This is a genomic window from Streptomyces sp. NPDC053431, from assembly GCF_044544925.1.
GTDB lineage: Bacteria > Actinomycetota > Actinomycetes > Streptomycetales > Streptomycetaceae > Streptomyces.
Map to the genome: position 1 here is coordinate 331,230 of NZ_JBITXX010000008.1, position 13,276 is coordinate 344,505.

The following is a 13,276-nucleotide window of genomic DNA, read 5'->3' on the forward strand; positions in this document are numbered from 1 at the left end:
CCACCCCCGCCGGCGCCCCCGCGCCCCAAGACGCCGGCGCCCCCGCGCCCCAAGACGCCGCCGCCCCCGCGCCCCAAGACGCCGCCGCCCCCGCGCCCCAAGACGCCGGCGCCCCCGTCCCGCCCGACCGCGGGACGAAGGCGCCGCCGGGCGCGTCGGGGTCAGTGTGTGTCGTGCTCGCTCTCGTGGATCGTGTTCGTCTCCGCGATCTTCTTCCACGACCTCGGCTGCGCCGGCTTCGCGGCCTTCGCCGGCTGCCCGGACCGCGCCGCCGGGGCCGACGCGAGGCCCGCCGCCGAGGCGGCCGGGGCCGCCGGCTTGACCGGCTGGTAGAGCCACGTGTCGAAGAGGCCCGCGAGCGGCTTGCCGGAGACGCGCTCCGCGTACTTCACGAAGTCCGCGACATGCGCGTTGCCGTACGCGTGCTCCTGCGGCCAGCCCTTCAGGATCGCGAAGAAGTCCTCGTCGCCCACCTCGTTGCGCAGCGCCTGGAGCGCCAGCGCGCCCCGGTCGTACACGGCGATGTGGAACTGGTCGTCGGCACCCGGGTCGCCCGGCTTCACCGTCCAGAACGGGTCGTCGGCGGCCCGCGTCGCGTAGACGTAGTCGGCGAGCTCCTGGGCCGTGCCCTCGCCCTCCTTCTCCGACCACAGCCACTGGCTGTAGCGGGCGAAGCCCTCGTTGATCCAGATGTCCTTCCAGTCGGCCACCGACACGCTGTCGCCGTACCACTGGTGGGCCAACTCGTGCACCACCACGGAGACGTTGGAGCCGTTGGCGAACTGCCGCGGGCTGTAGAACGGCCTGGTCTGCGTCTCCAGGGCGAAGCCGCTGGTCACGTTCGGCACGTACCCGCCGAGGGAGTTGAAGGGGTACGGCCCGAAGACCGACTCCAGCCACTCCGCGACCTCGGTGGTCCGCTCGATCGAGGCGCGCGCCGAACCCGCGTTGTCGCCCAGGTCCTTGCTGTACGCGTTGAGGACGGGCAGGCCGTTCGCCGTCCGGTCCGTCGTGATGTCGAACCGGCCGACCGCCAGCGTGGCCAGGTAGGTCGCCTGCGGCTTGTTGGAGCGCCAGTTGAAGCGGGTCCAGCCCAGCTTCGAGGACTGCGACTGCAGCACGCCGTTGCTGATCGCCTGGGTGCCGTCCGGCACCAGCACGGACACGTCGAAGGTCGCCTTGTCGAGCGGGTGGTCGTTCGACGGGAACCACCACACGGCCGAGTCCGGCTCCTGCGCGGCGACACCGCCGTCCGGGGTGCGCGCCCAGGCCGACCAGCCGCCTATCTTCACCTCGGACGGCTTGCCCGCGTAACGGACCACGATCGAGACGGCCTTGCCCTTCTCCAGCGGCACGGCCGGGGTGACCTCGAGCTCGTGGTCGCCGGAGGTGGCGAACCTGGCGACGCGGCCGTTCACCCGCACCTCGGCGACCTTCAGGCCGAGGTCCAGGTTGAAGCGGGACAGGTTCTGCGTCGTGGTGGCGAGGATCGTCGCCGTGCCCTCCAGCAGGTCCGTGGCGGGCTGGTACTTCAGGCGCAGGTCGTAGTGGGAGACGTCGTAACCGCCGTTGCCGCTGGCGGGGTAGTAGGAGTCGCCGATGCCCGGCGCGCCCGCCGTGAAATCGGCCGCCGATGCCGGGATCGCCAGCAGCAGGGAGGCCGCGAGGGCGCTGGGAACGATGATTCTGCGGTGCACAGGTGCTCCCCAAGTCGTAAGAATCGTCAGACGCACGGGTGGTCGTCGGTCCTTGGCGACACTATTCAGGGCCCGACACGCCGTCACGTCCAGAGCACCTCCCGTCACGTGATCGCCATTCGGCCGACATGAACCTCCCGTACCTGATGTCCGACACGGCACTCTTTTGCGCAGGGGTTCACCGGAGTACGTTCCGCCCATGCCGATACGTGTGCGGAGAACCCGCGGAGCCCGTTCGTCGCGCAGATCCCTGGCCGTCGCCGCCACGGCCGTGCTCACCGCCCTGCTGCTCGCCCCCACCGGCGGAGCCCACGCGGCCCCGCCCGTACGGGAGTCGCAGCCGGTGTACTCGTACGCGGACGCCGTCCGGGAATCGGTCTGGGTCGACACCGGACGCGACGGCGACGCCGACGGCCGAACCGACCGCGTGGCCGTCGACGTCATCCGCCCCCGCGAACCCGCGGCGGCCGGCCGGAAGATCCCGGTCATCATGGACGCCAGCCCCTATTACGCCTGCTGCGGGCGCGGCAACGAAGGCCAGAAAAAGACCTACGACACCGACGGCCGACCCGTCCAGTTCCCGCTCTTCTACGACAACTACTTCGTTCCCCGCGGCTACGCCTTCGCCGCCGTCGACCTCGCCGGCACCAACCGTTCCGACGGCTGCGACGAGGTCGGCGGACGCGCCGACGTCCAGTCCGCCAAGGCCGTCGTCGACTGGCTGAACGGCCGCGCCCGCGGCTACACCACGCGTACCGGCGCCCGACCCGCCGACGCCACCACGTGGTCCACCGGCGCCGTCGGCATGATCGGCAAGAGCTGGGACGGCACCGTCGCCAACGGCGTCGCCGCCACCGGCGTCGAGGGGCTGCGCACCATCGTCCCGATCGGCGCGATCTCCTCCTGGTACGACTACTTCCACTCCCAGGGCGCCCCGCTCTACGACGCCAACCCGACCTGGCTGTCGGACTACGTCAACCACCCCGACGCCAGGGCCCGTTGCGGCGCCGTCCAGGAGCGCATCGCCGCCGCCACCCCGTACAGCGGCGACTGGACCCCCGCCTGGAGCGAACGGAACTACGTGCCCGACGCCGGGAAGGTCAGGGCCAGCGTCTTCGTCGTCCACGGCCGGCAGGACCTCAACGTGCGCGCCAACCAGTTCGGGCAGTGGTGGGACGCCCTCGCCGCGCACGGCGTCGAGCGCAAGATCTGGCTCTCGCAGACCGGCCACGTCGACCCCTTCGACTTCCGGCGCGCCGACTGGGTCCGCACGCTGCACCGCTGGTTCGACCACGAGCTCCTCGGCCACGACAACGGCATCGACCGCGAGCCGATGGCCGACATCGAGCGCGCCCCGGACCGCTGGACCACCGATCGGAGCTGGCCGCCGCGCGGCACCACGCCCACCGTGCTGCGGCCCGCGCCCGGCGCGGCACCCGGCGTCGGCACCCTGGGCCGTACGCCCGCGCCGGGCGGCAGCACCGAGACCTTCACCGACGACCCGGCCCTCGGCGAGCTCGACTGGGCGGCCGACGTCGACCGGTCCACGCCCGCGAAGGCCGGCTTCACCACCCGCCCGCTCACCCGTGACCTGCGGATCGCCGGTTCCTCCACGGTGACCCTCACGGCCACGCCGACCACCACGACCGCGCACCTGACGGCCGTCCTCGTCGACCTCGGACCCGCCCGCATCCGCGCCTACGCGGAACCCGGCGAAGGCATCACCACCCTGCCGGAGCGCACCTGCTGGGGCGCGAGCACGGTCGGTGACAGCGCCTGCTTCAAGGTGACGGAGGCGCGTACCGCGGAAGTCGGCCACACGGTCGTCAGCCGGGGCTGGGCGGACCTGGGCACCTGGGCGGATCCGCGCGAGGGCCGCCCGCTCACGCCGGGACGCCCGTACACGATCACCGTGAAGCTGGCCCCGACCGACCACGTCGTCCCCGCCGGCCACCGGCTCGCCCTGATCGTCGCGGGCACCGACAAGGACCTCCTCGACCCTCCGTCGACCCGTCCCGCCCTCACCCTCGACCTCTCCCGCACGCATGCCGTCGTACCGCTGCTCGGCGGGCCCGGTTCCTTCGTCCGCGCCACGACGGGTGACCTCGCTCCGGCCGGCGGCGTTCAGCAGCGTGTGACTCCGACCGGCGCGGCCGCGCTCGCGCGCGCCGGCGCCCCGATCCCCGGTGAGGCCCGATGACCCGCATCCACCGCTCCTCCCGGCGCGCGCTCACCGTCGCGGCGGCCCTCACCGCACTCGGCCTGCCGCTGCTCGCCACCCCCACCCACGCCGCCGGCACCGGCGGCGCGCCTCCGCAGCCCGGCTCGCTTCCGCGCACCGGTTTCGAGACGACGGACGGCGCCCGCTGGACCACCGAGGCCGAGGAGACGGCCTTCCTGGCCGCCGTCGACCGGACCAGCCCCCGCCTCTCGGTCCGCCGGATCGGGACCACCGCGCAGGGGCGCCCGCTCCGGCTCGCCGCGCTCGGCACCGGCCCGACCACGCTGCTCCTCATCTGCTCCCAGCACGGCGACGAACCGTCCGGCCGGGAGGCCTGCCTGAGCACCGTGCGCGATCTCGCCTACGCGCGGGACATGGGGACCCGGCGCTTCCTGGCCCGTACGACCGTCCTCGTCGTGCCCACGGCCAACCCCGACGGCCGCGAGGCGAACACCCGCGGCAACAGCGACGGCGTCGACATCAACCGGGACCACATCGCGCTACGGACGGCCGAGGGGCGGGCGCTCGCCGCGCTCGTCCGGGACCGGCGCCCGCAGCTCGTCTACGACCTCCACGAGTACAGCGCGACCCCGCCGTACTACGACAAGGAGCTGCTCGCCCTCTGGCCCCGCAACCTCAACACCGACCCGCACGTCCACGACGAGTCCCGCACGCTCTCGGAGGCGTACGTACGGCCCACCGCCGGCCGCGCCGGATACAGCAGCGGCGTCTACGGCATCTGGACCGACCCGGTCACCGGCGAGCCGGTCAAGCAGGTCGCGGGCGACGGTCAGGAGCGCATCCTGCGCAACACGGCGGGCGTCAAGCACGCGGTCGGCCTGCTCGTCGAGACGCGCGAGGACGCGCTGACGCCGGGCGAGCAGGACGACCCGGCGCGCAACCACCGCCGCCGGGTCGCCACCCAACGGGTCGCGCTGCAGGGCGCGTTCGACTATCTGGACGAGCGGCGCGGCCGGCTGGCGGCGGCCACGGCCCTGGCCCGCCGCACCGGCCTCGCCGACCACGGCCCGATCCTGCTGGGCGGCGCCGACAACGACCCGGCCGAACCCGCCGAGATCCTGCAGGACCCGCCCTGCGCCTACCGCCTGACGCCCACTCAGTACGCCGAAGTGGGCGACGAGCTGGCACTGCATGGCGTCGTGGTCCGAAAGGCGAAGGACGCCGGAGTCCTCGTCCCACTCCGCCAGTCGCTGCGCGCGCTGGTGCCGTTGCTCCTGGACCCGCGGGCGGCGTACGCGCTGACACGCGGAGAGCCTGTGGAGAGATGTTGAGGACGTGGTGACCGCGGTCGACGTGGTGCGGGCGCGTGATCATTCCGAGTTATGGTTACCAACCGGTATTGACCATACCTGAACGGACCATCACGGTCCGGAACTTGGAGTGAAAACCATGACGAACGCGACGTCGCTGCGCCGCCGTACCCTCTCGGCGCTCGCCGCCACGATGCTGCTGGCCGGGGGCCTGCTGCTCGGGCAGACCGCGACCGCGCCGACCGCGCAGGCGGCCGGCAAGACGGTCACCTGCAACGTGCGGGAGATGCACAAGCAGTCCACCGACCTGCGCGCCAAGGCCGCCAAGCTGCAGCGCCTCGGCGCCACGGCGGAGGCGCGCAAGGCGCGCGCCCAGGCCGACGCGCTGGACCGGCAGGCGCAGGCGTGCATCGACGCGGACAACACCGCCCCGAAGCCCTTCCCCAACTGACCGCCCCGACGGGCCGCCGAGCGTGCACCACCCACACGCCCGGCGGCCGCGCCGTGTGATCGCCCGCCTGTCGCCATCACCCACCCCTGGGCCGGCCACCCCTCGCCGCCCCCACCACGTGCCGCGCCCGCCGCTCGCCGTCCCCGCCGCGTGCCGCGCCGGCCCTTGGCCGCGCCTGCCGCGCCCGCCGCTCGCCGTTCCTGCCGCGCGGTGCGCCCGCCGTTCGCCGTCCCCGCTGCGTGCTGCGCCGGCCCTTGGCCGTTCCTGCCGCGTGGTGCGCCCGCCGTTCGCCGTCCCCGCTGCGTGCTGCGCCGGCCCTTGGCCGCCCCTCCCGTTCGCCGTTCCCGCCGCGTGCTGCGCCCGCCGTTCGCCGTCCCTGCCGCGTGCTGCGCCGGCCCCTGGCCGTTCCCGCCGCGTGGCGCGCCCGCCGTTCGCCGTCCCTGCCGCGTGCTGCGCCGGCCCCTGGCCGTTCCCGCCGCGTGGCGCGCCCGCCGCTCGCCGTCCCCGCCGCGTGCTGCGCCCGCCGCCGCCCCCGCCCGCGACGTGGCTGCGCCCGCCGTGCCCGCGCCCGGCCGTCCTCGTTGTGGGCAGTCGTTCCGCTGGGGCGGAACGGGTGGGCACAACGGAACGCAGCGCCTTGCCGCGCCTAGGCTTCCACGCCTTGACGCCCGCCTGGAGGGCGCGGCGTCGTAAGCGGTGGGCGTAGGTACAGGGAGCGGGGCGCGCCGCCAGGCGCGGTCCCGTGTGCCCACCCGTCCCGCCCCAGCGGGACGACTGCCCACACGGAGTGGGCGGGGGGCAGTCGGGCGGGGTGCCCCCGCACGCGGGTGGCGGGGTGACGCGGCCCATGACGGGGCGACGGGCGCCCACGCCGCAGGAGGGCGGGCGCCCGGCCATGGACCGCGCCCGGTTTCAGTGTTCGGTCGCCAGGCGTGCCGCCTCCTCCGCGCACCCCCACGCCACCGTCACCCCCGCCCCGCCGTGCCCGTAGTTGTGGACCAGCAGTCCACCGCCCGGCAGGGGCCGCGCTTCCAGGCGGACGCCGCCCTCGCGGGCCGGCCGCAGCCCGACACGGTGCCCCAGGACGCGGGCCCCCGCGATCTCCGGGCGGACGCGGGCGCAGCGCGCCACGATCGATGCGGCCGTCGCCGGAACGGGCTCCAGGACCTCGGCGTCCTCCTCCGCGGTGCCGCCCAGCACCAGCCGCCCCGGCTGCGGGAAGAAGTACGTCGTCTCGCTCGACGCCCCCGCCGCCCCCGACGCCGCGGTGAACCAGGTGTCCACCCCCGGGTTCTCCACCAGCACCAACTGCCCCCGCACCGCCCGCATCCCGCCGTCCGGCACCAGCTCCCGCGCCCCCAGCCCGGCGCAGTTCACCACCACCGCACTCCCGGCCTCCGCCAGGTCCCTCACCACCCGCCGCTCCACCACTCCGCCCAACGCCGTCAGCCGCCCCCGCAGCCACGCCAGATGGACCGGCATGTCGATCAGCGGAAGCCGCCCCGCCAGCCCCACCTCGTACGGCCCCGGCACCTCCTCCGGCGCCAGCTGCCGCAGGCCGTCGACCTCCTTCGCCCAGGCGCCCAGCCCGTCCCGCACCGTGTCCGCGTGCACCCCCGGCACCAGCCGTACGCCCGTCGCGACCGGATCGGCCGCGGCCAGCTCCTCGTACACCCGCAGCGACGCGAGCGCCCAGGCGCCGACCCGTTCCGCCGGCTCGATCCGGTAGGGCCACCACAGCGCGCCCGCCACCGCCGAGGTCGTCTCCGTCACCGGGTCCCGCGACCAGACCCGGACCCGCAGGCCACGCTCCGCGAGCCGTACCGCCGTCGTCAGACCGACGACCCCGGCCCCCACCACGATCACATCGTCGATCACACCCATGCCCCCGCCTCTGCTCCTGCCTCTACCGTTGCCTCGGCCGCCGCCTCGGCCCCGCCTCTGCCTCGGCCCCCTCCTCCGCCCCTACCTCCGCCTCTGCCCCTGTTCCTGTCTCCGTCTCCGCCACTGGCGGTGTCCACGGCCACCCCCCCCACGCCCGGACCGTACCCCCGCACCCCGCCCGCCGACACACGTAGGATTCATCCCCTGATGACTGCCACCCTCGTCGCCAAGAACCTCGCCGCCGGACACGGCGACCGCTCCCTCTTCGCCGGGCTCGACCTCGTCGTCGCCCCCGGGGACGTGATCGGCCTCGTCGGCGTCAACGGAGCGGGCAAATCCACGCTGCTGCGGCTGCTCGCCGGCCTCGACATCCCCGAGGACGGGGAGCTGCGGCTGTCGCCGCCCACCGCCTCCGTCGGGCACCTCCCGCAGGAGCCGGAGCGGCGCGAGGGAGAGACCGTACGGGAGTTCCTGGCCCGTCGGACCGGTGTGGCCGCCGCCCAGGCCGCCATGGACGAGGCCACCCAGGGGCTCGTCGACGGTGCGCCCGGCGCCGACGACGCGTACGCCGTCAGCCTGGAGCGCTGGCTCGACCTCGGCGGCGCCGACCTCGACGAGCGCGCCGAGGAGATCGCCGACACCCTCGGCCTCACCGTCGGTCTCGACCAGCCGATGACCGGCCTCTCCGGCGGCCAGGCCGCCCGCGCCGGTCTCGCCTCGCTGCTCCTCTCCCGTTACGACGTCTTCCTGCTCGACGAGCCCACCAACGACCTCGACCTCGACGGCCTCGAACGGCTGGAGGCCTTCGTCAAGGGGCTGCGCGCCGGCACCGTCGTCATCAGTCACGACCGCGAGTTCCTCACGCGTACGGTCACCAAGGTCCTCGAACTCGACCTCGCCCAGCAGCAGATCACCCTCTACGGCGGTGGCTACGAGGCCTACCTCGAGGAGCGCGCCACCGCGCGGCGGCACGCCCGCGAGGACTACGAGGAGTACGCCGACAAGAGGGCCTCCCTCGAATCGCGTGCCCTCATGCAGCGGAACTGGATGGACAAGGGCGTCCGCAACGCGCGGCGCAAGTCCACCGACAACGACAAGATCGGGCGCAAGCTGCGCGGCGAGGCCAGCGAGAAGCAGGCCGCCAAGGCGCGGCAGACGCAGCGGATGATCGAGCGTCTCGACGTCGTCGAGGAGCCCCGCAAGGAGTGGGAGCTGCGCATGGAGATCGCCGCCGCGCCCCGCTCCGGCGCGGTCGTGGCCACCGTGCGCGAGGCCGAGGTCCGCCGCGGCGACTTCTCCTTCGGGCCCGTCACCCTGCAGATCGACTGGGCCGACCGGGTCGCCATCACCGGCGCGAACGGGGCCGGCAAGTCCACCCTGCTCGCGGCCCTCCTCGGCCGGCTTCCGCTGGACGCGGGCGACGCGGCCCTCGGCCCCGGCGTCGTCGTCGGCGAGGTCGACCAGGCCCGCAGGCTCTTCCACGGCACGGAGACCCTCCTCGACGCGTTCTGCGCCGCCGTCCCGGAGACGGAACCGGCCGAGGTCCGCACCCTGCTCGCCAAGTTCGGCCTCAAGGCCGACCACGTGCTGCGGCCCGCGACCACCCTGTCGCCCGGCGAACGCACCCGCGCCGCGCTCGCCCTCCTCCAGGGCCGCGGAGTGAACCTCCTCGTCCTCGACGAGCCGACCAACCACCTCGACCTGCCGGCCATCGAGCAGCTCGAATCCGCGCTGGACTCGTACAACGGCACCCTGCTCCTGGTCACCCACGACCGCCGGATGCTCGACGCGGTGCACGTCACGCGCCGCCTGGAGGTCGCGGACGGCAAGGTGACCGAGCTGTGAGCCGGGCGAACGAGCGGTGAGCACGCCGTCCCCGAACGCGCACCCCGCCGCAGCTTCCCCGCACCCCGCCGCAGCTTCCCCGCACTCCACCGCAGCTTCCCCGCCGCCCGCCCCCTCACGGCCCGTCCCCTCAGGGCCCGTCCCCTCGTCGCCCGTCTGCTTCGGCTGGGGTCCGGTCGAGGCGCGGGCGCTCTCGGGCGCGGGCGTCTGCGTGGTCGTGGTGGACGTGCTGTCCTTCACCACCTCCGTCGGCGTGGCCGTCGAACGCGGTGCGGCCGTCCTCCCGTACCGCTGGCGGGACGCGACCGCGGTGGCGTACGCGCGGGAGAAGGACGCGGTCCTCGCCGTCGGCCGGAGCGAGGCCACCGGGGCGCACCCGTGGTCGCTCTCCCCGGCCGGGCTCCGGGCGGCGCCCGTGCCCCCGCCCGGGCGCCTCGTCCTCCCGTCCCCGAACGGCTCCACGATCTCCGTGGAGGCCGAGGCCGGGCGGGCGACCGTCGTCGCCGCCTCCCTCCGCAACCGCGCCGCCGTCGCCCGGTGGCTCGTCGAGCGCGGTCACGGCACCGCCGACCGCCCCGTCGCCGTGGTCGCGTCCGGCGAGCAGTGGCCGGACGGCTCCCTGCGCCCCGCCCTGGAGGACCTCCTCGGCGCAGGCGCGGTGCTCGACGCGCTGCGTGCCGCCGGGCGGACCCTGACACCCGAGGCGACCGCGGCGGCCACGCTGTGGGCGGCCACGGTGGACCCGGTCGCCGCCTTGCACGGCTGCGACTCGGGCCGTGAACTGTACGAGTACGGCTATCCGCAGGACGTGGAGGTGGCCGCCGAGATCGACTCGTCGACCGTCGTACCCGTCCTCGTGGACGGCGCATTCCAGGAGGCACCATGACCGACGACCGCGTGACCAGGCTCATCGAGATGCTGGACGACCTCGACGCCGACGTCGACGAGACGATCGACCTCGCCGACGAGATCGCGGCATCGGGCGACCGGGACGTACTCCCGCGCCTGGAGGGCGAACTCGAGCGCGCGCTCGCCGACCGCAACTCCTACGCCCGCGAGCTCCTCGGCGGCGTCATCGCCGCGCTCGGCGGCCCGGACCGGCTGCCGCTGCTGGTGCGCGCCTCTGCCGTCGACCTCGGCGACGACCAGGACGGCCTGGCGACCGAGATCGTCGACCTGGTCCACGCGGACCCGAAGGCCGCCCAGCGGCTGCTCCAGCCGCTGACGGAGGACGAGGACCTGTCGGTCGCGAACCGCGCCGACTGGGCGCTGCGCTTCGTTCCGTAAGGTCGCCGCGACGCGCTGCGGGGGTGCGGCGTCTCGCCGCCGCTCAGGGTACGACGCTGTCCCACGGCGTCCTCATGATCAACGAGACGACCCACAGCGATCTCGTCGGCATCACGTACTGGAAGTCGGGCTCCGCCATCACCGCGCGACTGGGCTTCCTGAGGGCTGGGACCAACACGTGGGCCGGCTGGCGCTCCATGAGCGCGGGCCTGGAGTACTACAACAGCTGGAGCGGCCTTTCGAACGGCTGCTATCCGACCAACGGCCTGCTGAACACGAATGGCGGCGCTACGTACCAGACTCCGGCGGCAGACGCCTGCTGATCCCCGGCGCCGGTACCGATCTCGCCCGAACGGCACCGGGCGCCGCCCGGACTCACCCTTACGTTCACGGCAAAGAGAGTGGTCAGGTGCTGTACGCCGTCTTCAACGGGCACGGGATGTTCGTCGTCCTGGCGACCCTGCTATCGGCAACGGTGGGTTTCGTCGTCTACAAGCAGTCCCCCTCCGGAACCGAACGACGCGCCCTCAAAGGGTTGTTCGGGGCATCGGTGACTGCCGTGGTGAGTCTGACCCTCTGGTCGACCGGCTCCCCGATCCGGCAACCGCGGGTGTGCGTCGTCAACCGTGACTTGGTCGAACCGTTCACCACTGATCAAGGACTCCTCAACGCCGGCCTCTTTCTCCCGATCGGGCTCCTCGGCGCACTCGCAACCCGAAAGGTCGTCGGCACCATCGCGTTCGGAATCGTGCTGACCCTCGCGATCGAAACCCTCCAGGGCTCACTCACCTTCCTCGGGCGCGGCTGCGACACGAGCGACCTACTGATGAACTCACTGGGCGTGGCCGTAGGCGCGCTCGCCGGATGGCTCATCACCACTTTTGAGAAGCCCCGCGCCAACTTCCTGCACCCGTGGCGCGCTCGAAGTGCCTACGCTGCCGTGTCCACCGTCGCCGGCCTCGCCCTTGTCTGGGGGCTGGCGATCGAACCGCAGCCTGTCGACCAGACGCTCGGCATCGGGCGGGCAAGCAGCGCGCAGGAAGAAGCCATCCAGGCAGCCGTGGACGACGCCTTCGACGGCCACTACGAGGTGAGCCGTGTCGACTTCGCGTCGGGCCCTGACGGCACGGGCACGGTCATGGCTCAGTTCGTCGGAGGTGGGTCTGCCGAACTCCGCTGGCCCGACCGCGAGACGTTCCATGCCTACCTCGACATGTCAAGCACGGGCGAGACCAGCGGATATCCCCTGCCGGGAAGCAATGCGGCACCCGGCAACGAGCAGCAGGCGCAGGCCGTCGCTCAGACCTATGCCGCGCGTCACGCCGCTTGGGGCCTGAAGGATGCCCAGCCCAAGACCACCAAGGTCGGCGACAAGGCGGAACTCGGCTGGATGACCAGCTGGCGCAGGTTCGACCGGAACGGTGTCCTCATGCCCATGAGGCTCGACATCCAGGTCGATCGTGTCGGCCGCGTGTCTCAGCTCATCATGACGAGCACCCCTGACCCTCGCATTTCTGCGCCTCGCATCTCGAAGGAAGACGCGGTCACGGCCGTACTGACCGCCCACAAGCTGGATGAGGGAACGCTCCCGCGGGCTGACGTCGCTGCGGCGCTGTTGGCCACGAAGAACAACGGAGCATGGATACCGGTCTGGCGAATTGAGGTGCCGGGCAAGCAGCCCATCACGGGCTCGGTGGATGCCGTGACAGGAACCGTCATCGACGAGGGCCCGTAGGGCGACGGTGGCACTCCTGAAAGCCCAGCTCTCAGCCCTCCGGAGAACGGTCGGGCCAGGGACTGCGCGGCATGCTGCACCGCTACACCAGCGCCAGACCTAGTCTGCTACCCGTCACACACCCAGCAAGGAGGCCTTAGCACTGGAGAAAAAGGTCCTGGAGCTGAAGACGATCAACTGGTGGAACCGCGACCGGTGATCTTCGGGGCCGGCCCCGAAGCCACCCTTCTGGACCTACCTGGCTTCGGCGTCCTGGTGGTGGTCCGCGCTTCGCTTCCTCGGCCGGGACGAACACCCTTGTCGCTCGCGCACCGTTTGGATCCAGCCCTGCGGATCCGCATCGTAGAGAGCGCAACTCTCCTGCCAACGCGTGAGCCCGTTGGTGATGTCGTTGAGCGAGTGACACCAGTCGCCCTCACCTGATGTCGCGTGCCAGACGACACCGGGACGGCCTGGATTCTGGCAAAGGTCGAAACCATGCAGGTACTGCAGGGCGGTTACGACCAATGGGTCCTCGAAGTCTGCGAGTGCCCCCTCGCCCTCCACCCACGGAACCGCCCACGCATGTACCGCTTCGCGAGTCACTTCCCCCTCGGACAGTGCCTGCCATCGAGCAGCCACTTCCACGCGGCCAGGCGGGATCGGCGTCGCCTTCAGATCGCTCATGAACCCACCCTCCCAGCCGGACAGTCCAAGGAGCCACACCAGATTCTTCGCAAGATGGGCTGGACAGCTCCTGGGGGCCGGGCTGGCCCTCCTCCGTGGCCTACCGCCGGGGGGGGGGGGGGGGGGGCCCCCCCCGGGGGGGGGGGGGGGCGGGGGGGGGGGGGGGGGGGGGGCGCGGGGGGGGGGGGGGGCGGGGGGGGGGGGGGGGGGCGGGGGCGG

General features: G+C 73.1%; 11 protein-coding genes. 8 read left to right on the forward strand and 3 right to left on the reverse strand.

Features of this window, described 5'->3' with window-relative positions; translation table 11 throughout:
• Nucleotides 1-161 precede the first annotated feature (161 nt).
• Nucleotides 162-1,697, reverse strand: coding sequence for a M1 family metallopeptidase (locus ACIGXE_RS21435; protein WP_399749621.1), 1,536 nt, complete (start codon nucleotides 1,695-1,697; stop codon nucleotides 162-164).
• 199 nt (nucleotides 1,698-1,896) lie between these two features.
• Here ACIGXE_RS21435 and ACIGXE_RS21440 point away from each other — a divergent pair, with 199 nt between their 5' ends.
• The 3 genes from ACIGXE_RS21440 to ACIGXE_RS21450 all read left to right on the forward strand — a co-directional run bounded on the left by ACIGXE_RS21440 (nucleotide 1,897) and on the right by ACIGXE_RS21450 (nucleotide 5,640).
• The gene (locus tag ACIGXE_RS21440; RefSeq protein ID WP_399749623.1) at nucleotides 1,897-3,897 is read left to right on the forward strand and encodes a Xaa-Pro dipeptidyl-peptidase; all 2,001 of its coding nucleotides are present in this window, start codon (nucleotides 1,897-1,899) and stop codon (nucleotides 3,895-3,897) included.
• The gene (locus ACIGXE_RS21445) at nucleotides 3,894-5,210 is read left to right on the forward strand and encodes a M14 family metallocarboxypeptidase (RefSeq protein ID WP_399749625.1); all 1,317 of its coding nucleotides are present in this window, start codon (nucleotides 3,894-3,896) and stop codon (nucleotides 5,208-5,210) included. Before ACIGXE_RS21440 ends, ACIGXE_RS21445 begins: the two co-directional genes overlap by 4 nt.
• 118 nt (nucleotides 5,211-5,328) lie before the next feature.
• Nucleotides 5,329-5,640 (forward strand): hypothetical protein, encoded by a 312-nt coding sequence (locus tag ACIGXE_RS21450; protein WP_399749626.1) that lies wholly within the window; start codon nucleotides 5,329-5,331, stop codon nucleotides 5,638-5,640.
• Nucleotides 5,641-6,552: 912 nt separating this feature from the next.
• Here the strand turns inward: ACIGXE_RS21450 and ACIGXE_RS21455 are convergent.
• Entirely contained in the window at nucleotides 6,553-7,524 is a 972-nt protein-coding gene (locus ACIGXE_RS21455) for an FAD-dependent oxidoreductase (protein WP_399749628.1), read from the reverse strand.
• Between the two features lie 207 nt (nucleotides 7,525-7,731).
• Here ACIGXE_RS21455 and ACIGXE_RS21460 point away from each other — a divergent pair, with 207 nt between their 5' ends.
• From ACIGXE_RS21460 to ACIGXE_RS21480, 5 genes are all read left to right on the forward strand, one after another.
• A complete protein-coding gene (locus ACIGXE_RS21460; protein WP_399749630.1) occupies nucleotides 7,732-9,369 on the forward strand; it encodes an ABC-F family ATP-binding cassette domain-containing protein in 1,638 nt (545 codons plus the stop codon).
• Between the two features lie 16 nt (nucleotides 9,370-9,385).
• The gene (locus ACIGXE_RS21465) at nucleotides 9,386-10,255 is read left to right on the forward strand and encodes a 2-phosphosulfolactate phosphatase (protein WP_399749632.1); all 870 of its coding nucleotides are present in this window, start codon (nucleotides 9,386-9,388) and stop codon (nucleotides 10,253-10,255) included.
• Nucleotides 10,252-10,656: a hypothetical protein gene (locus ACIGXE_RS21470; RefSeq protein WP_399749634.1), complete on the forward strand. Its 405-nt coding sequence runs from the start codon at nucleotides 10,252-10,254 to the stop codon at nucleotides 10,654-10,656. Before ACIGXE_RS21465 ends, ACIGXE_RS21470 begins: the two co-directional genes overlap by 4 nt.
• A 23-nt stretch (nucleotides 10,657-10,679) precedes the next feature.
• Entirely contained in the window at nucleotides 10,680-10,979 is a 300-nt protein-coding gene (locus tag ACIGXE_RS21475; RefSeq protein ID WP_399749636.1) for a hypothetical protein, read from the forward strand.
• Nucleotides 10,980-11,065: 86 nt separating this feature from the next.
• On the forward strand, nucleotides 11,066-12,391 hold the full coding sequence (locus tag ACIGXE_RS21480; protein ID WP_399749637.1) for a VanZ family protein: 1,326 nt from the start codon (nucleotides 11,066-11,068) through the stop codon (nucleotides 12,389-12,391).
• Between the two features lie 234 nt (nucleotides 12,392-12,625).
• On the opposite strand, the gene ACIGXE_RS21485 is transcribed toward ACIGXE_RS21480, so the two are convergent.
• The gene (locus ACIGXE_RS21485; protein WP_399749639.1) at nucleotides 12,626-13,057 is read right to left on the reverse strand and encodes a hypothetical protein; all 432 of its coding nucleotides are present in this window, start codon (nucleotides 13,055-13,057) and stop codon (nucleotides 12,626-12,628) included.
• Between the last annotated feature and the right edge of the window lie 219 nt (nucleotides 13,058-13,276).